Consider the following 20,463-nt stretch of genomic DNA (forward strand, 5'->3'; position numbering starts at 1 on the left):
AAATCTTTTTTATAGTAATACTCATCAAAAATCTCTTCAAACCACGTCAGCTTCACCTTGCCTTATATATGGCCTTGCCTTCGTCAGTCTTATCTGCAGCTTCAAAGTTATGCTTTGAGCAACCTGTGGCCAGCTTTCTAGTTTGCTCTCTGATTTTCATTGAGTATAAGGTAGAGCCGTAATCTTTATCAAAAGGGTTCAAAATTATAAAAACGCATAATAGCAGATGTAGAAAATCTTGCTACTATGCGTTTTATTATTGAAAGACTTACTGGATTTTTTCTTAAATCGAGTTTTTACTCAAGTTCTTTATTTGATTGGAATCGAAATTCCAATCAATTTTTCTGAGTAGAGTGTCTTGATATTGGCTTCATCAATAGAGTCCTTATCAATTTTACGTTTCAAGAAAAATTCTTGAATGGTTTCGATTTCAGGCTCACGAATAGCACGGTGTTTATTTGAGATGAGGATTTCATAGTGAAGCGGGGCTTGGGTAAAAATAACATCAGTATTTCCTGCTGAGTAAACCTCAACAAGGGTTGCATCTGTACTTTCTAGCTGACTTTTTACAAGTTGCGAGTGTGAGTTTGTCGTATTGATAAGCTTCATAATATTTCCTCCGATTTTCTAATTCTATTATAGCACTTTTTGAATAAAGTCGCTTGATTTATACTCGATGAAAATCAAAGAGCAAACTAGGAAGCTAGCCGTAGGCTGCTCAAAACACAGTTTTGAGGTTGTAGATAAGACTGACGAAGTCAGTGACCATATCTACGGTAAGGCGACGCTGACGTGGTTTGAAGAGATTTTCGAAGAGTATTAGCCAATCTTATGCTGTTTTTTCCAAGATTGGATGGCCCATTTATGGCTACCACGTTTGAGATTTTCAATAGCCTCATCAATAGGGAACCAAGCAATATGATTAAAGTCTTCTAGTGGTTTTTGAACTTCTTTGAAAGAAGTCGCTTCATAGAGGTAGGCAGGATTGTAGTAGTAGGTGTCACGATGACGAGAGTAGAAATATTCGTCAGCTTGTCCGTAATAAGTACCAATTTCAGCTGTGAAACCAAGCTCTTCAATCAATTCACGCTTTAGAGCTTCCTGATGATTTTCACCTGATTCAATTTCGCCACCTGGTAAGAACCAAGCACCATTAGGAGCTTGAACTAAAACTATTTGTTTTTGTTCAGCGTCAGGGATAACTGCATACACTCCATAGCGTGCAACATAGTCTGTATTCGCTTTTTTTTCTCCGAAAGTTGGGTTTGCCATTGCATTTTCCTCATTATCTAGTATCGTTATTATTATCATAATGGACAAAGGGCAAGCTGTCAAGAAATTACAGTTATTTTAGTAAAAAAGAAGCAGAAAAATTTCATTTTCTACTCCTTTTCTATAGGATTTATACTTCTTTTTCAGAAGTTTTTACTTCAGCTTTTTTGGCAGATTTAATCTGAATGTTTCCCTTGCTAGTCATAACTGCTTTGAGATCTTTTTCACTTGGATTTTCAAGGTAGTAATCAGTGATTGCGTCTTCAATATAGTCTTGAATAGTGCGGCGAAGTGGGCGTGCTCCCATTTTTGGATCATAACCGAGGTCAACCAACTTTTCCTTGACCTTGTCAGTTACATCTAAATGAATGTTGTTACTCGAGAGGCGCTTATTAACATCAGCTAGCATGAGTTCGACAATCTGAAGGAGGTTCTCCTTACTGAGAGCCTTAAATTCGATAATACCATCAAAACGGTTCATAAACTCTGGGCTAAAGAAGTTACCGAGTTCACCAAGAACAGAGTTGGTACGTCCTTCTCTAGCAGCCCCAAATCCAACGCTGGCTTCTGCCTTACCTGTACCTGCATTTGAAGTCATGATGATGATGGCATCCTTGAAGCTAACGGTACGTCCTTGTCCATCTGTCAAACGACCATCGTCCAAGACCTGGAGGAACATGTGCATAACATCTGGATGGGCTTTTTCCACTTCATCCAAGAGGATAAGTGAGTAGGGATTGCGACGAACTTTTTCAGTTAATTGCCCAGCCTCATCGTAGCCAACATAACCTGGAGGGGCACCGACCAACTTAGCAACGCTGTGTTTTTCCATGTATTCGCTCATGTCAAAGCGAATCATGCTATCAGCAGAACCAAAGAGTTCGATAGCTAATTGTTTGGAAAGTTCTGTCTTACCGACCCCAGTTGGTCCGACGAAGAGGAAGCTTCCGATTGGGCGGTTAGGCGTACCGAGACCGACACGATTACGGCGAATAGCCTTGGCAATCTTATCGACAGCATCATCTTGGCCAATAACATGAGACTTGAGGTCTTCAGCTAGATGGATGAGTTGAGATTGTTCTTTCTCTTTCAAATCACCAACAGGGATATTTGTTTTCTGCTCGATAATGTGCTCAATGGTTTTCTCACTGATGATAGGAGTATCTTGGTCTGTGACCTTTTTCTTTTGCATTTCCTTATACTTGGCAATCTGGTCGCGGAAGTAGGCGGCCTTCTCAAAATCTTCCTCTCGTGTAGCTTGAGATTTAAGATTTTCAGCCTCAATCAAGCGTTGATCAATTACTTTAGGATCAACAAAATTCAAGGTCAAGTTCATCTTAGAACCAGCTTCATCCAGGAGGTCAATGGCCTTGTCAGGTAAGAAGCGATCTTGGATGTAGCGATTGGAAAGAGTTGCAGCTGCTTCAATCGCAGCATCGGTATACTGAACGTGGTGGTAGTCTTCGTATTTCTTTTGAATGCCTTTGAGGATAGTAATTGTTTCCTCCACTGTTGGTTCATCCACTTTAACAGGTTGCATACGACGCTCTAGGGCTGCATCCTTTTCAATGATACGGTATTCATTGAGGGTAGTAGCACCGACCAATTGCAGCTCTCCACGAGCAAGGGCGGGCTTGAGGATATTTCCTGCATCCATATTGCCATCGCCCGCAGAACCAGCACCGACAATTTCATGGATTTCATCGATAAAGAGGATGATGTCCTCACGTTTGCGAATTTCTTCCATGAGTTTTTGCATGCGTTCTTCAAATTGTCCACGGATACCCGTTCCTTGAACTAGGCTAACCACATCCAGACGGATGACTTGTTTTCCTTGTAGTTTATGGGGAACATCTCCATCAACTATTTTCTGAGCTAGACCTTCGACAACGGCAGTTTTTCCGACACCTGGTTCACCGATAAGAACAGGATTATTCTTGGTTCTGCGATTGAGGATTTCTATGACACGGATAATCTCATCGTCGCGCCCAATAACGGGGTCAATATCTCCACGACGGGCAATTTCAGTTACGTTGATACCAAATTCTTCCAGTAGGCCTTTTTCTTGGCTTGGTGGAGGAGTTTGAGCAGGTCCACGATTTTGGAAACCATAACCGCCATTTCCACCGTAACCTCCACCTGATTGGGTTGGGGGAGTCGGAGGAGTATTGTTAGAAGGCCTGAAATTGTTTAGGTCATTGAAGAAATCACCAAAGGGATCAAAGTCACGATTGTTCAGATCCGTCATACCTTTAAAGAGGCTATTGTTAGGATCTGTCTTGATAATCTTATAGCAGTTTTGACAGAGGTCAATTTGTTTTTGTTTTCCATTGAGATTGGTGTAAAGATGAATTGTTGAGTCGTTGATTTTACAGTTTTGACAAAGCATACATCTACCTCATTTCTTTCTTTAGCCTGACCTGTCTAAAGGTCAATAATAGTCAAATTTCTATACTCTCATTATAACAGGATTGGGGTGTAAAGCAAGTAAAAAGATTGCCGCTTTGAGAAGTTGTTGCAATGAAAATTTTTGAGATTTTAGGGAATAAAAAAATCCTATTTGTGAGACAAAAAGGATTTTGGTTAGACATGCAGGGTGTAATCCCAGCTTGTTTTGTATTAGTAAAGGAGTTCGTAAATCTCCATTGCAATCAAGTCAATGCTATCAAACGTATAAGTTTCGCGAGCTTCGACATCACGAAGGGTAAAGATTGAGCCGTTTTCTTCGTCGTTGCTGTATGCAACTTCTGCAACAACAACTCCTTCGCGTTCAAAATTACGTTTTAAATTTCCGCCGTCTTTTGCCATTGCTTCAAGGCGGTTGATGATTCTAACCAAATGTGATTCCATTTTGATTCTCCTTCATTTCTTATCGTTACTATTTTACCATAAAGGAGGCCAACTTGCCTAGAAAAAACTAAGATTTCTCGCTAATTCTGCTAGTTTAAAGATTTTTAAATAAATCGGACAAAAAGTTTGAATTTTAATTCAATACATGTTATAATCATACAGTATTCTATTTTAGAAAGCAGTGTGACTATGAATTTTTCTTTTTTACCTAAGTATTTACCTTATTTTAACTATGGGGCTGTCGTGACGGTTCTCATTTCTATCTGTGTTGTCTTTTTGGGAACTATTTTGGGTGTTGTCTTGGCTTTTGGGCAACGTTCAAAGTTTAAACCGCTTGTTTGGCTCGCCAACTTGTACGTTTGGATTTTCCGTGGGACACCGATGATGGTTCAGATTATGATTGCCTTTGCCCTTATGCACATCAATGCTCCGACTATTCAGGTTGGAATTTTAGGTGTTGATTTTTCTCGCTTGATTCCAGGGATTTTGATTATCTCTATGAACAGTGGTGCTTATGTTTCTGAGACTGTTCGTGCTGGGATTAATGCGGTTCCAAAAGGTCAGCTAGAAGCGGCTTATTCGCTAGGAATTCGTCCTAAAAATGCGATGCGGTATGTGATTTTGCCACAAGCAATCAAAAATATTTTGCCAGCATTGGGGAACGAATTTATCACCATTATCAAGGACAGCTCCCTCTTATCAGCTATCGGTGTTATGGAGTTGTGGAACGGGGCTACAACAGTTTCTACAACAACCTATCTACCTTTAACACCACTTTTATTTGCAGCCTTTTATTACTTGATTATGACCTCTATTTTGACAGTAGCCTTGAAAGCTTTTGAAAAACGTATGGGACAAGGAGATAAGAAATAATGACAGAAACCTTGATAAAAATTGAAAATTTACATAAATCATTTGGAAAGAATGAAGTATTGAAGGGCATCAACCTCGAGATTAAAAGAGGAGAAGTTGTCGTTATCATCGGTCCTTCAGGGAGCGGGAAATCTACCTTGCTTCGCTCTATGAATTTGTTGGAAGAAGCAACCAAGGGGAAGGTTATCTTTGAGGGAGTCGATATTACGGACAAGAAGAATGATCTCTTTGCCATGCGTGAGAAGATGGGCATGGTTTTCCAACAATTCAATCTCTTTCCTAATATGACTGTGATGGAAAATATCACCTTGTCACCTATCAAGACCAAAGGTGAGAGCAAGGCTGTTGCTGAGAAGAGAGCCCAAGAGCTTTTGGAAAAAGTTGGTTTGCCAGATAAGGCAGATGCTTATCCACAGAGTTTGTCAGGTGGCCAGCAACAACGGATTGCCATCGCGCGTGGGTTGGCCATGGAACCTGATGTTTTGCTTTTTGACGAGCCAACTTCAGCCTTGGACCCTGAGATGGTTGGAGAAGTTCTGGCTGTTATGCAAGACCTTGCCAAGTCAGGAATGACCATGGTTATCGTAACACATGAGATGGGATTTGCCCGCGAGGTGGCAGATCGTGTTATCTTTATGGCAGACGGTGTGGTTGTTGAAGATGGGATACCTGAACAGATTTTTGAACAAACCCAAGAACAACGGACTAAAGACTTCTTGAGTAAGGTTTTATAATCTATTTTAAAATTTCAAGACAAGATTAGTGAAAAGCTCAACCAGAGCTTTTTCTTATAGTTTGAAACTATAGGATTGCCTAGGAAAGAAGTGTTAGAGGGGATTAGCAGTTTTTGGTATAATGGAAGATATTTGAAAGAAAAGAGAAGTGATATGACACAGATTATTGATGGGAAGGCTCTAGCAGCTAAGTTACAAGGACAGCTGGCTGAAAAGACTGCAAAATTAAAGGAAGAAACAGGTCTAGTGCCTGGTTTGGTAGTGATTTTGGTTGGGGACAATCCAGCCAGCCAAGTTTACGTTCGCAACAAGGAGAGGTCAGCTCTTGCGACTGGTTTCCGTAGCGAAGTAGTGCGAGTTCCAGAGACCATTACTCAAGAGGAATTGTTAGACCTGATTGCTAAATACAATCAGGATCCAGCTTGGCATGGGATTTTGGTTCAGTTGCCATTACCAAAACACATTGATGAAGAGGCGGTTCTATTGGCTATTGACCCAGAAAAGGATGTGGATGGTTTCCATCCCCTAAATATGGGACGCCTTTGGTCTGGTCATCCAGTCATGATTCCTTCGACACCTGCAGGAATTATGGAAATGTTTCATGAATATGGGATTGAATTAGAAGGTAAAAATGCGGTTGTCATCGGTCGTTCAAACATTGTTGGAAAACCCATGGCTCAGCTTCTTTTGGCCAAGAATGCAACGGTTACCTTGACTCACTCACGCACCCATAATCTTGCTAAGGTGGCTGCTAAAGCGGATATTCTTGTTGTAGCAATTGGTCGTGCTAAGTTTGTGACTCCTGATTTTGTCAAACCAGGTGCGGTAGTCATTGACGTTGGGATGAACCGCGATGAAAATGGTAAGCTCTGTGGGGATGTTGATTATGAGGCAGTTGCCCCACTTGCTAGCCATATTACGCCAGTCCCTGGAGGTGTCGGTCCTATGACCATTACTATGCTAATGGAGCAAACTTATCAGGCAGCACTTCGGACATTGGATAGAAAATAAGAGAAAAATCGCTGAAGAGAGTGTATTTTCTATAGCTATATCTAAAATGGCAGAAATGAATATTAAATTTTAGATATAAGATTACAAAAGGAGGTCTGCGCCTCCTTTTTGTTGTATAATGGAGTGAGGTGATTAGATGATTTTAAAAGTTTATAATGGGGAATATAGTTTACAATGGGATGGAATATACTACTTAGCACTAATTGATTATCCAAATATTCAAGAGTGGGAATTAGAAAAAATTGCTAAATTTATAGCTTACGAAAAACTTCATAAACGTCAAACAAGTATTGACTGTGCTGATTCTTGTTTAAAAAAAGAAATTTTAGATTACATTGGTCAGCATCCCTTTCTGCCACCATTTACCCCTATAGATAAAAGAGTAGCCTCGACTTATGATCTACATAAGAGGTTAGTGACTTCAGACTACTGTAGTCATACTACGACTATAGATGCAGCGATTTCTATCTTTAAAACAGGTCAGCTCTTATCTGCTGTGAAAGCCTTTGGGCGAGATGCTGAGGAGTTGGTTTTGGATAGTAGAAATGCTGCATCGGATCCGATAGATTATTTTGACTATGTCATGTTAGGGTGGTCAAATACAAGTTCTGGTTATCGATTAGCGATGGAGCGTTTATTAGGTCGAGCTCCTTCAGAGAAAGAATTACAAGACAAGTTTATTCCTGGAGTGAGTTTTCATTTTATCTATACAGATTTGATTAAAGTTACTGGTTATATTTTTGATGGCTACCATGTTGCAAAAATTAAGGACATGTTGAATTTATTTAGTGAGTTGTATATTTGTATTATTCCAACTCATAATAAGAGCCAATTTGAAAATATTATTCCAAGTCAATTACTGGATAGGGTGTATTATCTTGACCATGCTGGAGAAGACTTAGAAGAGTGGACTAAGAAAGTCTATCAAGTTGTTTTAAAACAATCAGATAAAGGATAGTTGAGGAAAAAACGATGAAAGTGATTGATCAAGCCTTACTAGAAAAAGTTATTATTGAACGTTCTCGTACAAGTCATAAAGGAGACCACGGTCGTCTGCTGTTGCTGGGTGGGACTTATCCTTATGGGGGAGCTATCATCATGTCAGCCATTGCAGCTGTTAAAAGCGGTGCAGGATTGGTGACCGTTGGAACGGACAGGGAAAATATTCCAGCTCTGCACAGCCATTTACCAGAAGCTATGGCCTTTTCTCTGCAAGACCAGCAATTGTTAAAAGAGCAATTGGAGAAGGCTGAAGTTGTCTTGCTGGGGCCTGGTTTAGGAGACGATGCTTTTGGAGAAGATTTAGTTAAACAGATCTTTGCTAGCTTAAGCCAAAATCAGATTTTGATTGTAGACGGAGGGGCCTTAACCATCCTTGCTAGAACAAGATTGTCATTTCCTTCGAGTCAGTTTATCCTAACTCCCCACCAAAAAGAATGGGAAAAGCTGTCTGGTATTGCTATTGAAAAGCAAAACGAAGATGCAACGGCTAGTGCCCTAACTTCCTTCCCTCAAGGAACAATTTTGGTAGAGAAAGGTCCAGCTACTCGTATTTGGCAAGCTGGCCAATCTGATTATTGCCAGTTACAGGTTGGCGGTCCCTATCAGGCGACTGGGGGAATGGGAGATACTCTTGCTGGAATGATTGCAGGATTTGCAGGCCAATTCCGACAGGCCAGTCTCTACGAGCGTGTGGCAGTAGCGACCCATCTTCATTCAGCTATTGCTCAAGAACTAGCTCAAGAACATTATGTGGTCTTGCCAACGGAAATTAGTAATTGTCTTCCTAAAGTAATGAATAAAATATAATGGATTGAATCTAGAATAGTACACAACTAATTCTAAAACCTGTATAGAAATTAATTTGAATTCACAAATCTTTTTGTTCATATCTTATTTCAATTCACTATATCTCAAAAAAGACTGGGATAAAATTCAATTTTAGGAGAAAACGAAGTAAATATTACCACAATAAAACGCATAATATCAAGTTTTTTTAATACCTGATACTATGCGTTTTTGACTTTACAGCCTTTTTGGTCTGTTTCTATTTTGGAGTAATCTTTTGCTCAGTATGTTTTATAATTTCTCGTTGATAAATCGGATAAACTGATTCCACCAAACTTTTAAGAAGAAAGCTTTTTCAACTTTCTTTTCTGCTACCATTTCGAAACTAGGATGTTCTGTGGTAATGTAACCTTGACCAATCAAATCCTTGTCTTCGTAAGTCAAATGGCCAACCACTGTTCCAGCTTCAAGTGGTGCGGGGATTGCTTTAGAATCAGGTGTGAATTGAACAGATTGGGAAGATTGATTCCCACCACGTTCAATTAGATAGATATCCTCTGGGGCCACTGCAGTGACCGTATCTTCTTTTCCATCTTGTACGGGGACTTTACTATCTTGATAGGCATCGCCTTGTTGAACGATTTTGCGAAGTGTAAATGTAGAAGAAATATAATCCATTAGGGAAGATGTAGCTGTAAAACGAGAGTAAGGATTATTATCTTGATGATCTGCATTCAAAATAACAGTGATAACCCTCATGCCTTTTTCGACAGTAGTACCAACAAAAGACTCTCCAGCCTTATCTGTTGTTCCTGTTTTCAGTCCATCAAAACCACCACGGTAAGCAGGCATACCTTCTAACATGTAGTTGGTCGAAGTGATTGTCATTCCAGCAAAAGTAGAAGAAGGTTTTTTCGTGATTTCCAAGACTTGTGGGTATTTTTTGATGAGGTTACGAGCAACGATAGCAACATCATAAGCGCTGAGCTTATTTTCATCATCTTTATTAGACCCTGGGTAAATGTTATCTCCTAGAGTCTCGTTGTTAAGACCAGTTGTATTGACAACGGTGGCATCTTTGATTCCCCATTCCAAGAGTTTGGCCCGCATCATATCAACGAAGTCTTTCTCTGAGCCAGCAATTTTCTCAGCTAGGGCAATAGCGGCGCTGTTGGCACTAGATACCAGAGTTGCTTCAAGCAACTCTTCCACAGTATAATTACGGGCCTCCATAGGAACATTACTGGCTTCAGAATTTGTCGTCAATTGATAAGGATAGTCAGAAATATCTACTGGGGTGGATAGTGTGATACTTCCATTTTCGAGTGCTTCATAGACCAGGTAAACGGTAAGCAGTTTTGTTATAGAAGCAATTTCGACAGGTTGAGTTGCATCTTTTTCATATAGAATTTTACCAGTATTGGCCTCAACAGCAATCGCATGTTTAGCAGCAATATTAAAATCTTGGGCAGCAACAGTAGATGCTGACCCAATTACGGATAGACTTAAGAGAGTTAAAATGATTTTTTTCATAGTAAGTTTATTCTAACATAAAGAAAAAAATATTCCCAGTTTCATGATAGAAGAAAGAAGCTTTTTTGAAAGTATGGTAAAATAGATGAATGGAGGTAGATCATGTTTCGTAAGAATAAATTATTTTTTTGGACTAGTGAGATTTTATTATTAACAATCATTTTTTATTTATGGAGAGAGATGGGGGCTATTATCACGCCTTTTGTAAGCGTCGCAAACACCATCATGATTCCATTTTTATTGGGTGGGTTTTTATATTATTTGACCAATCCTATTGTAAATTTTTTACAAAAGTATTTCAAAATTAATCGTATTATTGGTATTCTACTAACCTTGTGTGCTTTGGTTTGGGGGCTTGTCATTGGGGTAGTCTATCTCTTACCGATTTTGGTTAATCAGTTGACCAGCTTGATTGCGACTAGTCAGACTATCTATAGTCGTTTACAAGATTTGATTGTAGATTTATCTACTTATCCAGCCTTTCAAAATTTGGATATTCAAGCGACTATTCAACAGTTAAATTTATCCTATGTAGATATTTTACAAAATATCCTAAATAGCGTTACCAATAGTGTCGGAAGTGTCCTATCAGCTCTCTTTAGCACCGTTTTGATTATTATTATGACCCCTGTGTTTTTGGTTTATTTTTTGTTAGATGGTAACAAATTTTTGCCGATGCTTGAGCGCACTGTTTTAAAGAGAGATAAGTTGCATATTGCAGGTCTTTTAAAGAATTTGAATGCGACAATTGCTCGCTATATTAGTGGAGTCGCAATTGATGCCATTATTATCGGTTGTTTGGCCTTTATCGGATATAGCGTGATTGGTTTGAAATACGCTTTGGTCTTTGCCATCTTTTCAGGATTGGCCAATCTCATTCCTTATGTGGGACCAAGTATTGGCTTGATTCCGATGATTATTGCCAATGTCTTTACTGATCCTCATAGAATGCTAATTGCAGTTGTTTACATGCTAATCATTCAACAAGTGGATGGAAATATCCTTTACCCTCGAATCGTTGGTGGTGTGATGAAGGTTCATCCAATTACGATTTTAGTATTACTTTTGTTATCAAGTAATATCTATGGTGTCATTGGTATGATTGTCGCAGTACCAACCTATTCTATCTTAAAAGAAATTTCTAAGTTCTTATCACGTTTGTATGAAAATCATAAAACAATGAAAGAACGAGAAAGAGAATTAGCTAAGTAAAAGTCAGGAAATTCCTGATTTTTCTTTTTCTTTAGGTAAATTATAGGAGTAGAAGTGCCATTTAGATTAGCCTATTAAGAATAATTCACAAAAACTTTGTAAAACACTTGCAATTTAGCTGAAATTTGATAAAATAGTAAGGAAAGTTAGACTGTATTGCCTACTGTCTATCTATAAAATATATTTTATTGGAGGCTTTTACTCAAATGGCAAAAGAAAAATACGATCGTAGTAAACCACACGTTAACATTGGTACTATCGGACACGTTGACCACGGTAAAACTACCCTAACTGCAGCTATCACAACTGTTTTGGCACGTCGCTTGCCTTCATCAGTTAACCAACCTAAAGACTATGCGTCTATCGATGCTGCTCCAGAAGAACGCGAACGCGGTATCACAATCAACACTGCGCACGTTGAGTACGAAACTGAAAAACGTCACTACGCTCACATCGACGCTCCAGGACACGCGGACTACGTTAAAAACATGATCACTGGTGCCGCTCAAATGGACGGAGCTATCCTTGTAGTAGCTTCAACTGACGGACCAATGCCACAAACTCGTGAGCACATCCTTCTTTCACGTCAGGTTGGTGTTAAACACCTTATCGTCTTCATGAACAAAGTTGACTTGGTTGACGATGAAGAATTGCTTGAATTGGTTGAAATGGAAATCCGTGACCTATTGTCAGAATACGACTTCCCAGGTGACGATCTTCCAGTTATCCAAGGTTCAGCTCTTAAAGCCCTTGAAGGTGACACTAAATACGAAGACATCGTTATGGAATTGATGAACACAGTTGATGAGTACATCCCAGAACCAGAACGTGACACTGACAAACCATTGCTTCTTCCAGTCGAAGACGTATTCTCAATCACTGGACGTGGTACAGTTGCTTCAGGACGTATCGACCGTGGTATCGTTAAAGTCAACGACGAAATCGAAATCGTTGGTATCAAAGAAGAAACTCAAAAAGCAGTTGTTACTGGTGTTGAAATGTTCCGTAAACAACTTGACGAAGGTCTTGCCGGAGATAACGTAGGTGTCCTTCTTCGTGGTGTTCAACGTGATGAAATCGAACGTGGACAAGTTATCGCTAAACCAGGTTCAATCAACCCACACACTAAATTCAAAGGTGAAGTTTACATCCTTACTAAAGAAGAAGGTGGACGCCACACTCCATTCTTCAACAACTACCGTCCACAATTCTACTTCCGTACTACTGACGTTACAGGTTCAATCGAACTTCCAGCAGGTACTGAAATGGTAATGCCTGGTGATAACGTGACAATCGACGTTGAGTTGATCCACCCAATCGCCGTAGAACAAGGTACTACATTCTCTATCCGTGAGGGTGGACGTACTGTTGGTTCAGGTATGGTTACAGAAATCGAAGCTTAATTCGATTTAGTTCCCAGAAGAACAATTATTTAAGTCAGACACTAAAAGAATCTTGCTTTGCAAGGTTCTTTTTTCTGATATTGAACTAAAATTGAAGAATTGTACACAAAAAAGCTCCATACATCGGATGTGCATAGAGCAAAGGGGGCTTTATTTGATATAGAGTTCTTGATTTTTTAGGACAATTTCACGGACATTTACAAACTTCTTAAGTTTTTTGAGTTCTTCAGGATGGGTGACGAGAGTGATAACATAACCTTCCTTGCCCATACGGCCAGTACGGCCAGCACGGTGAGTGTAGGTCTCGCTATCTCTAGGAACATCAAAGTTTACGACACATTCTAGGCTATCGATATCAATTCCACGTGCCAGAAGATCAGTTGCAAGAAGCAGGGTTAGTTGCTTGTCTTTAAACTTTTCTAAGATGACTTTTCTAAATTTGACATTGACATCACTAGCGAGGGAAACAGCCAAGATATCCCGATACTGTAGTTTTTCTTCTGCACTTCCAAGGTCTGATAGGCTGTTAAAGAAGACAAGACCTCGGAAATCCTCTACATGAGCCAGTTTTCGTAGCATATCCACTCGGTGACGTTGATCTACCTGCATGTAGAAGTGCTGGATGTTGTCCAATTTTTGGTCAGAGAGATTAATAGTGCGTGTATTCGGCACAATCTTTTCTTGGTCAAACTTGGCCGTCGCACTCATGTAGATGAGTTGGTGGTCACGCGGTGCGTAGTGAGTAATTTTATCGACAAAGTGTATCTGAGAATCATCGAGCAATTGGTCAAATTCATCTAGAATGATGGTTTCCACATTCATCATTTTGATTTTTTTCAATTTAATTAGTTCAAAGATACGGCCAGGAGTTCCAATCAGAATTTCTGGTCCTTTCTTTAGGCGTTCAATCTGGCGTTTCTGACTCGAACCTGATAAGAAGAGTTGGACAGTTAAGCCGATAGCTTCAGCCCACGTTTTACATACATCAAAAATCTGTCCAGCAAGTTCAGTATTTGGTGCTAGAATCAAGAGTTGTTGGGCTTTTTTCTTTTGTAGTCTGAGAAGACTTGGTAGAAGGTAAGCTAGGGTCTTACCAGTTCCTGTTGGGCTCACTCCTAGGAGGTTTTCTCCAGCAAGAAGGGGCTCAAATAGTTGAGTTTGAATGGGGGTGAATTCTTGGAAACCGAGTTGGTCACTCAGTTCTTGCCATTCAGTCGGTAGTTTAGTTTTCATTTTCTGCCTCAAATCTAATGCCAGCAGTCTGGCGCATGGTATATAGTAGCTCATGAACAGAGCCTGCATCATCCAGCCAATTCTGGTAGAGTGTCTGGTTTGGTTGCTGAATCATCTGTGCAAATGCAGCGACTTCCTCAGTCATCGTATGAGGAGCCTGTTGGATAGGGAGTTGGACTTGATTGCCTTGATGGTCGGTAAAAATAGCTGAGCTGACATGTTCGATGGTGTTGAGGGTCAAGGTACCATCTGTCGTATAAATCTCGCAAGGGAGATTGGAAGTGATGTTTTTCCCAGCCTTGATATGAACTTGAAAGTCAGGGTAGAAGAGGATTCCGTCACCATTTAGGTCAATGCTATTGTCAAGCTGTTGCCCCTGATAGGTTGCATCTTTAGCTTTTCCAAAGAGACGAACGGTAGCGTAGAGGGGATAAATCCCCAAATCCATAAGAGCTCCACCAGCAAAACGGTCTGAGAAGACATTTGGTGTCTCCCCAGTCAACAAGTTAGGCATTTTGGAAGAATACTTGGCATAGTTGAAATCTGCTCCCAAAATTTGTTTGTCTGCTAAAAAGTCTTTAATGATAGTGAAAGCTTTTTCATGGTAATTGCGAGCTGCTTCAAAGATAAAAGAGTGATTTTTTTCAGCTGTTTGAACCAAATCCAGCCATTCTTGTGGATGAGTGACAGCTGGCTTTTCAAGAATAACATGTTTACCAGCAGACAAGGCAGCTTTTGCCTGAGCAAAATGCAAGGAGTTTGGGCTAGCAATATAGACCACATCAAAGGAGCTCTTGAAGAAGTCCTCTACTTGATCAAAGAGTTGGATATTCTGATAGCGAGAAGCAAAGGTTGCTGCAGTTTCTAGTTTTCTAGAATAGACTGCGACCAGCTGGTATTTTCCACTGGCATGGGCTGCTTCTATGAAGTGATGGCTAATAGCGCCAGTGCCGATGACACCTAATTTAAGCATAGATACTCCTTTTCTGATTTTAAATCCTTCTTTCATTATAACATAGATAGACAGGACTATCCAACAGAGGGGAAAAATTGGTAACTTCTAAAACTAACTTCCAGTTTCCCACAACCTAGCTTTTAGTATGATAAAAACGCGTGACATCAGTGGAAATCCGTCTTAGACTAACTTCCACTGGTTTTCTTTTTCTTGATATATAAGGGTTCAAAAGAGAAAAGACTCAGAAAAAAGTGCACGACAAATAGCCCTAAAACAGAGTCGTCTTAGAGTAACTTCCAGTTTTGGGAGAGAGGTGGAAGTTACTTTGAGAAGTTACGCAGGGGAAAATTTTCAAATAAGCTACTAGGCCTTTTCCAAAGAAAGTGGTACAATAATGAGATGAGTAAATGAAATGGGAGGGAAAATGAGGTTATTACCGATAAGAAAAATATCACGTCAGTCTAAGAGGCTAGCGCTTTTTTTGACTTTTTGTGCAGGTTATGTAGATGCCTATACTTTTATTGTACGAGGGAATACCCTTGTAGCTGGACAAACTGGGAATGTCGTCTTTCTTTCAGTAGAATTAATTCAAAATAATGTTTCAGATGTTAGGGACAAGGTTCTCACCTTGCTAGCTTTTATGATGGGGGTCTTTTTATTAACTGTTTATAAGGAAAAATTGAGAATTGTGAAAAAACCGATTCTGTCATTGATTCCTTTGGCAATCTTATCAATAATTATTGCTTTTATGCCGCAAACTGTGGATAATATCTATCTAGTGCCACCCTTGGCCTTCTGTATGGGACTGGTGACAACTGCTTTTGGAGAAGTGTCAGGTATTGCCTATAATAATGCCTTTATGACAGGAAATATCAAGCGGACCATGCTAGCTTTTGGAGATTATTTTCGAACCAAGCACACTCCTTTTTTGCGTGAAGGGTTCATATTTGTTAGCCTGCTTAGTAGTTTTGTCCTTGGCGTTGTTTTTTCAGCCTATTTAACGATTTTCTATCATGAAAAGACCATTCTTGGTGTTCCTATTATGATGAGCATTTTTTACCTCAGTATGCTTTCTGCCTCGTGGCGGAAAAAAGTAAAAGAAAAAGCTTCATTTTAGGTGTTATTACTTGTAAGAAAATAGGAGATATGCTATACTTGAAGAGTTGACTATGCACAATCCTGTGCAACCGCACGAACATCGTTGCTCGTCGTATAACAAATTTAAACTTCGTCATTGTCGCCTTGCCTAACATAAGTTATGTCTTCGGCTCAATTCCTAGTTTATTCTTTGTTATACTTAGAGCTCTTCTTTTAAGTGGTTCGTCCCACGATGCTAGGCGAGTCTTCACAAAAAAATCGGGGAAACCCATAAAAATCATAGGAGGTGCATAATGAGCACATACGCAATTATCAAAACTGGCGGAAAACAAGTTAAAGTTGAAGTTGGTCAAGCAGTTTACGTTGAAAAATTGAACGTTGAAGCTGGTCAAGAAGTTACTTTTAACGAAGTTGTTCTTGTTGGTGGTGAAAACACTGTTGTCGGAACTCCACTTGTTGCTGGAGCTACTGTAGTTGGAACTGTTGAAAAACAAGGAAAACAAAAGAAAGTTGTTACTTACAAGTACAAACCTAAAAAAGGTAGCCACCGTAAACAAGGTCACCGTCAACCATATACAAAAGTTGTCATCAACGCAATCAACGCTTAATTTTAAGGAGAACACATGATACAAGCAGTCTTTGAGAGAGCCGAAGATGGCGAGCTGAGGAGTGCGGAAATTACTGGACACGCCGAGAGTGGCGAATACGGCTTAGATGTCGTGTGTGCATCGGTTTCTACGCTTGCCATTAACTTTATCAATTCTATTGAGAAATTTGCAGGCTATGAACCAATCCTAGAATTAAACGAAGATGAAGGTGGCTATCTGATGGTTGAAATTCCAAAAGATCTTCCTTCACACCAGAGAGAAATGACCCAGTTATTCTTTGAATCATTTTTCTTAGGTATGGCAAACTTATCGGAGAACTCTTCTGAGTTCGTCCAAACCAGAGTTATCACAGAAAACTAACACGGAGGAAAACATTATGTTAAAAATGACTCTTAACAACTTGCAACTTTTCGCCCACAAAAAAGGTGGAGGTTCTACATCAAACGGACGTGATTCACAAGCAAAACGTCTTGGAGCTAAAGCAGCTGACGGACAAACTGTAACAGGTGGATCAATCCTTTACCGTCAACGTGGTACACACATCTATCCAGGTGTAAACGTTGGACGTGGTGGAGACGATACTTTGTTCGCTAAAGTTGAAGGCGTAGTACGCTTTGAACGTAAAGGACGCGATAAAAAACAAGTTTCTGTTTACCCAATCGCTAAATAAAAAGGTCCAGTGAACCTTTTTATCCCGAGCCTTGAAATGTAAAGGCGAGGAAGCTAGAAGTAGCATTAAATAAGGCTTTCCGAGTTTTTGGAGAGCCTGTTTTTTTGTTTTGGTACCCACGCTGATACCCATATTTTAAAAACCAATGTAAGAAGCGAACTTGTCGGCTGCTTTATATTTTAGATACAATCATAAAATAGTGGAATGTAAACCTTTTACAGTAATGAATGTTATAAGGGAATAAGATATTGTAAAAATTGATAAGGTATGATATTATAATTATATCTTAGAGAAAAAGTAAGCAGAATGAAAGAATGTAAACTTGTATGAAAAATCTTATCACCATAATAGTTTGTTCAATCTCTTTTCTTGTTTTATCTGCTTGTGTTAGTAAGAAAAAACTTATTCTTCCTGAACCTGAAAAAATCTCTGTTATTTCTCTGCAGAAAAAAACCTCTGAAGATGTTAAAACTATCAACAAGAGAGAAGAAATCTCAAAATTGATTAAGGAGATACAGAGACAGTCAAAATCTACCTCTTTGGAGAGTGTAAATGATCAACCGACAAATGTTAAAGATTACATCATTATCAAGTTTTATCATCAGAATGAAGAAAAGGATAGTGTAGTCTATCTATATACTAAGAAGAAAAGACAGTATATTGAGCAACCTTATGCTGGTATCTGGGAAGTAAATCCAGATATAGCTAATAGGATTGAAGAGACTTTTTCTAGTTGATTTATAGAATTCAAGAAATTTTTAGAGAGTTTTCTTGTATTATGTTTTAAACGGTAAATCAAAAGGATTTGCTGTTTTTATTTGCTTGAAATCAGATAAGGACTGAAAAAAGACATTATACTAATTCTTGTCTTGGAATGTTAGAGTATTTATTGAGACTTGAAAATTTCCATACTTTTTTCCTTTTTGGAAAACTTCTAAAATATGGTATAATGAAAAGATAAAGAAGTTGGGGGTAGAAGATGAACATTCAACAATTACGCTATGTTGTGGCCATTGCCAATAGTGGTACTTTTCGTGAAGCTGCTGAAAAGATGTATGTTAGTCAGCCGAGTCTGTCTATTTCTGTTCGTGATTTGGAAAAAGAATTGGGCTTTAAGATTTTCCGTCGGACCAGCTCAGGGACTTTCTTGACCCGTCGAGGTATGGAATTCTATGAAAAAGCGCAAGAACTGGTTAAAGGATTTGATATTTTTCAAAATCAGTATGCCAATCCTGAAGAAGAAAAAGATGAATTTTCCATTGCTAGTCAGCACTATGACTTCTTGCCACCGACGATTACGGCTTTTTCAGAGCGCTATCCTGACTATAAGAACTTTCGTATTTTTGAATCGACTACTGTTCAAATCTTAGATGAAGTAGCGCAAGGGCATAGTGAGATTGGGATTATCTACCTCAACAATCAAAATAAAAAGGGGATTATGCAACGGGTTGAAAAGCTGGGTCTTGAGGTCATTGAATTGATTCCCTTCCATACTCACATTTATCTTCGTGAAGGGCATCCTTTAGCCCAGAAAGAGGAATTGGTCATGGAGGATTTAGCGGATCTACCAACGGTTCGTTTCACTCAAGAGAAAGATGAGTACCTTTATTATTCGGAGAACTTTGTTGATACCAGTGCGAGCTCACAGATGTTTAATGTGACAGATCGTGCTACCTTGAATGGTATTTTGGAGCGGACGGACGCCTATGCGACAGGTTCTGGATTTTTAGATAGTGACAGTGTTAATGGCATCACAGTTATTCGTCTCAAGGATAATTTGGATAATCGCATGGTCTATGTTAAACGTGAGGAAGTGGAGCTTAGTCAGGCTGGAACTCTTTTCGTAGAAGTCATGCAAGAATATTTTAATCAGAAGAGGAAATCATGAAAAAAAGAGGAATGGTGGCAGTCATTGTACTGCTTTTGATTGCGCTGGATCAGTTAGTTAAATCCTATATCGTCCAACAGATTCCACTGGGTGAAGTGCGCTCCTGGATTCCCAATTTCGTTAGCTTGACCTACCTGCAAAATCGAGGGGCAGCCTTTTCTATCTTACAAGATCAGCAGTTCTTATTTGCTATCATTACTCTGGTCGTCGTGGTAGGTGCCATTTGGTATCTACATAAACACATGGAGGACTCATTCTGGCTGGTCTTGGGTTTGACCTTGATTATCGCGGGTGGTCTTGGAAATTTTATTGACAGGGTAAGTCAGGGCTTTGTTGTGGATATGTTCCACCTTGACTTTATCAATTTTGCAATTTTCAATGTGGCAGATAGCTATCTAACTGTTGGAGTGATTATTTTATTGATTGCAATGCTAAAAGAGGAAATAAATGGAAATTAAAATTGAAACTGGTGGCCTGCGTTTGGATAAGGCTTTGTCAGATTTGACAGAATTATCACGCAGTCTCGCGAATGAACAAATCAAATCAGGACAGGTCTTGGTTAATGGCCAAGTCAAGAAAGCTAAATACACGGTCCAAGAGGGCGATGTCATCACTTACCATGTGCCAGAACCAGAGGTTTTAGAGTATGTGGCTGAGGATATTCCGCTAGAAATAGTCTACCAAGATGAGGATGTGGCTGTCGTTAACAAACCTCAGGGAATGGTTGTGCATCCGAGTGCTGGTCATACTAGTGGAACCCTAGTAAATGCCCTTATGTACCATATTAAGGATTTGTCGGGTATCAATGGGGTTCTGCGTCCAGGAATTGTTCATCGTATTGATAAGGATACATCAGGCCTTCTCATGATTGCTAAAAATGATGAGGCGCATCTAGCACTTGCCCAAGAACTCAAGGATAAAAAGTCTCTCCGCAAATATTGGGCGATTGTTCATGGAAATCTGCCTAATGATCGCGGTGTGATTGAAGCACCGATTGGTCGTAGTGAAAAAGACCGTAAGAAACAAGCTGTGACTGCTAAAGGGAAGCCTGCAGTGACGCGTTTTCACGTCTTGGAACGTTTTGGTGATTACAGCTTAGTGGAGTTGCAGCTAGAGACAGGACGCACTCACCAAATCCGTGTTCACATGGCTTATATTGGTCATCCAGTCGCTGGTGATGAAGTCTATGGTCCACGTAAGACCCTGAAAGGGCTTGGGCAATTTCTTCATGCCAAGACTTTAGGTTTTACTCATCCGAGAACAGGTGAGATTTTGGAATTTACAGCAGATATCCCAGAGATATTTAAGGAAACATTAGAGAGACTGAGGAAGTAA

24 protein-coding genes, 1 pseudogene and 1 other annotated feature are annotated in these 20,463 nt (G+C 39.6%); of the genes and pseudogenes, 17 read left to right on the forward strand and 8 right to left on the reverse strand.

Annotated elements, in window-relative coordinates; translation table 11 throughout:
* The coding region (locus tag SMSK597_RS13650) for a hypothetical protein (RefSeq protein WP_000519874.1) at positions 1-182 on the forward strand (182 nt) is incomplete at its 5' end.
* A gap of 127 nt (positions 183-309) precedes the next feature.
* On the opposite strand, the gene SMSK597_RS07730 is transcribed toward SMSK597_RS13650, so the two are convergent.
* The gene (locus tag SMSK597_RS07730; RefSeq protein ID WP_000767194.1) at positions 310-609 is read right to left on the reverse strand and encodes a DUF1827 family protein; all 300 of its coding nucleotides are present in this window, start codon (positions 607-609) and stop codon (positions 310-312) included.
* 67 nt (positions 610-676) lie between these two features.
* Here SMSK597_RS07730 and SMSK597_RS13570 point away from each other — a divergent pair, with 67 nt between their 5' ends.
* Positions 677-823 (forward strand): hypothetical protein, encoded by a 147-nt coding sequence (locus SMSK597_RS13570; RefSeq protein WP_000693452.1) that lies wholly within the window; start codon positions 677-679, stop codon positions 821-823.
* Here SMSK597_RS13570 and SMSK597_RS07740 read toward each other — a convergent pair.
* From SMSK597_RS07740 to SMSK597_RS07750, 3 genes are all read right to left on the reverse strand, one after another.
* Positions 820-1,272, reverse strand: a complete 453-nt coding sequence (locus SMSK597_RS07740) for an NUDIX hydrolase (RefSeq protein WP_000013080.1) — start codon at positions 1,270-1,272, stop codon at positions 820-822. The two genes, SMSK597_RS13570 and SMSK597_RS07740, sit on opposite strands and share 4 nt — an antisense overlap.
* Positions 1,273-1,402: 130 nt before the next feature.
* Positions 1,403-3,661, reverse strand: coding sequence for an ATP-dependent Clp protease ATP-binding subunit (locus SMSK597_RS07745; protein WP_000882501.1), 2,259 nt, complete (start codon positions 3,659-3,661; stop codon positions 1,403-1,405).
* A 230-nt stretch (positions 3,662-3,891) separates the two neighbouring features.
* Positions 3,892-4,122: a DUF1797 family protein gene (locus tag SMSK597_RS07750; RefSeq protein ID WP_000443571.1), complete on the reverse strand. Its 231-nt coding sequence runs from the start codon at positions 4,120-4,122 to the stop codon at positions 3,892-3,894.
* Between the two features lie 189 nt (positions 4,123-4,311).
* Here SMSK597_RS07750 and SMSK597_RS07755 point away from each other — a divergent pair, with 189 nt between their 5' ends.
* The 5 genes from SMSK597_RS07755 (at position 4,312) to SMSK597_RS07775 (ending at position 8,549) form a co-directional block, all read left to right on the forward strand.
* A complete protein-coding gene (locus SMSK597_RS07755; protein ID WP_001011641.1) occupies positions 4,312-4,995 on the forward strand; it encodes an amino acid ABC transporter permease in 684 nt (227 codons plus the stop codon).
* Positions 4,995-5,729 carry an amino acid ABC transporter ATP-binding protein gene (locus SMSK597_RS07760; RefSeq protein ID WP_000140953.1) on the forward strand — a complete coding sequence of 245 codons (735 nt, stop codon included), beginning with the start codon at positions 4,995-4,997 and terminating at the stop codon, positions 5,727-5,729. The genes SMSK597_RS07755 and SMSK597_RS07760 overlap by 1 nt, the downstream gene beginning before the upstream one ends.
* A gap of 153 nt (positions 5,730-5,882) precedes the next feature.
* On the forward strand, positions 5,883-6,740 hold the full coding sequence (locus tag SMSK597_RS07765; protein WP_000192096.1) for a bifunctional methylenetetrahydrofolate dehydrogenase/methenyltetrahydrofolate cyclohydrolase: 858 nt from the start codon (positions 5,883-5,885) through the stop codon (positions 6,738-6,740).
* A 136-nt stretch (positions 6,741-6,876) separates the two neighbouring features.
* Positions 6,877-7,698: a hypothetical protein gene (locus SMSK597_RS07770; RefSeq protein WP_000601655.1), complete on the forward strand. Its 822-nt coding sequence runs from the start codon at positions 6,877-6,879 to the stop codon at positions 7,696-7,698.
* A 14-nt stretch (positions 7,699-7,712) separates the two neighbouring features.
* Complete coding sequence (locus SMSK597_RS07775; RefSeq protein WP_000863005.1) at positions 7,713-8,549, forward strand: NAD(P)H-hydrate dehydratase; 837 nt, start codon at positions 7,713-7,715, stop codon at positions 8,547-8,549.
* A gap of 270 nt (positions 8,550-8,819) precedes the next feature.
* Here SMSK597_RS07775 and pbp3 read toward each other — a convergent pair whose 3' ends face one another.
* On the reverse strand, positions 8,820-10,061 hold the full coding sequence (gene pbp3 / locus SMSK597_RS07780; RefSeq protein ID WP_000720659.1) for a D-alanyl-D-alanine carboxypeptidase PBP3: 1,242 nt from the start codon (positions 10,059-10,061) through the stop codon (positions 8,820-8,822).
* A gap of 102 nt (positions 10,062-10,163) precedes the next feature.
* Here pbp3 and SMSK597_RS07785 point away from each other — a divergent pair, with 102 nt between their 5' ends.
* Together SMSK597_RS07785 and tuf are read left to right on the forward strand one after the other, a co-directional pair.
* A complete protein-coding gene (locus SMSK597_RS07785; protein WP_000488881.1) occupies positions 10,164-11,273 on the forward strand; it encodes an AI-2E family transporter in 1,110 nt (369 codons plus the stop codon).
* Positions 11,274-11,479: 206 nt separating this feature from the next.
* The gene (gene tuf / locus SMSK597_RS07790) at positions 11,480-12,676 is read left to right on the forward strand and encodes an elongation factor Tu (RefSeq protein WP_001040726.1); all 1,197 of its coding nucleotides are present in this window, start codon (positions 11,480-11,482) and stop codon (positions 12,674-12,676) included.
* A 150-nt stretch (positions 12,677-12,826) separates the two neighbouring features.
* Here tuf and SMSK597_RS07795 read toward each other — a convergent pair whose 3' ends face one another.
* Positions 12,827-13,909 (reverse strand): DEAD/DEAH box helicase, encoded by a 1,083-nt coding sequence (locus SMSK597_RS07795; protein ID WP_000850576.1) that lies wholly within the window; start codon positions 13,907-13,909, stop codon positions 12,827-12,829.
* Positions 13,899-14,882 carry a Gfo/Idh/MocA family protein gene (locus tag SMSK597_RS07800; protein ID WP_000915877.1) on the reverse strand — a complete coding sequence of 328 codons (984 nt, stop codon included), beginning with the start codon at positions 14,880-14,882 and terminating at the stop codon, positions 13,899-13,901. Before SMSK597_RS07800 ends, SMSK597_RS07795 begins: the two co-directional genes overlap by 11 nt.
* Positions 14,883-15,288: 406 nt before the next feature.
* Here SMSK597_RS07800 and SMSK597_RS07805 point away from each other — a divergent pair, with 406 nt between their 5' ends.
* From SMSK597_RS07805 to SMSK597_RS07825, 5 genes are all read left to right on the forward strand, one after another.
* On the forward strand, positions 15,289-15,981 hold the full coding sequence (locus SMSK597_RS07805) for a YoaK family protein (protein WP_004237978.1): 693 nt from the start codon (positions 15,289-15,291) through the stop codon (positions 15,979-15,981).
* A gap of 58 nt (positions 15,982-16,039) precedes the next feature.
* Positions 16,040-16,219 (forward strand) — a sequence feature (ribosomal protein L21 leader region).
* Positions 16,220-16,255: 36 nt separating this feature from the next.
* Positions 16,256-16,570 carry a 50S ribosomal protein L21 gene (gene rplU, locus SMSK597_RS07810; RefSeq protein WP_000109141.1) on the forward strand — a complete coding sequence of 105 codons (315 nt, stop codon included), beginning with the start codon at positions 16,256-16,258 and terminating at the stop codon, positions 16,568-16,570.
* A 15-nt stretch (positions 16,571-16,585) separates the two neighbouring features.
* Entirely contained in the window at positions 16,586-16,930 is a 345-nt protein-coding gene (locus SMSK597_RS07815; protein ID WP_000613699.1) for a ribosomal-processing cysteine protease Prp, read from the forward strand.
* A 16-nt stretch (positions 16,931-16,946) separates the two neighbouring features.
* On the forward strand, positions 16,947-17,240 hold the full coding sequence (gene rpmA / locus SMSK597_RS07820; RefSeq protein ID WP_000916509.1) for a 50S ribosomal protein L27: 294 nt from the start codon (positions 16,947-16,949) through the stop codon (positions 17,238-17,240).
* Between the two features lie 326 nt (positions 17,241-17,566).
* Positions 17,567-17,977, forward strand: coding sequence for a DUF5301 domain-containing protein (locus SMSK597_RS07825; RefSeq protein ID WP_000793086.1), 411 nt, complete (start codon positions 17,567-17,569; stop codon positions 17,975-17,977).
* Between the two features lie 175 nt (positions 17,978-18,152).
* Here SMSK597_RS07825 and SMSK597_RS13840 read toward each other — a convergent pair.
* A pseudogene (locus SMSK597_RS13840) lies at positions 18,153-18,227 on the reverse strand (AraC family transcriptional regulator); the annotation flags it as partial.
* Between SMSK597_RS13840 and SMSK597_RS07830 the strand changes: the two are divergent.
* Genes SMSK597_RS07830 through SMSK597_RS07840 form a run of 3 tightly spaced genes read left to right on the forward strand, consistent with a single transcriptional unit; the run spans position 18,220 to position 20,463 of the window.
* Positions 18,220-19,128: a LysR family transcriptional regulator gene (locus SMSK597_RS07830; protein WP_001025694.1), complete on the forward strand. Its 909-nt coding sequence runs from the start codon at positions 18,220-18,222 to the stop codon at positions 19,126-19,128. The pseudogene SMSK597_RS13840 and the gene SMSK597_RS07830 overlap by 8 nt on opposite strands.
* On the forward strand, positions 19,125-19,586 hold the full coding sequence (gene lspA, locus SMSK597_RS07835) for a signal peptidase II (RefSeq protein ID WP_000745698.1): 462 nt from the start codon (positions 19,125-19,127) through the stop codon (positions 19,584-19,586). Before SMSK597_RS07830 ends, lspA begins: the two co-directional genes overlap by 4 nt.
* Positions 19,576-20,463 (forward strand): RluA family pseudouridine synthase, encoded by an 888-nt coding sequence (locus tag SMSK597_RS07840; RefSeq protein WP_000403210.1) that lies wholly within the window; start codon positions 19,576-19,578, stop codon positions 20,461-20,463. The genes lspA and SMSK597_RS07840 overlap by 11 nt, the downstream gene beginning before the upstream one ends.

This window comes from Streptococcus mitis SK597 (assembly GCF_000148545.1).
GTDB classification, from domain to species: domain Bacteria; phylum Bacillota; class Bacilli; order Lactobacillales; family Streptococcaceae; genus Streptococcus; species Streptococcus mitis_C.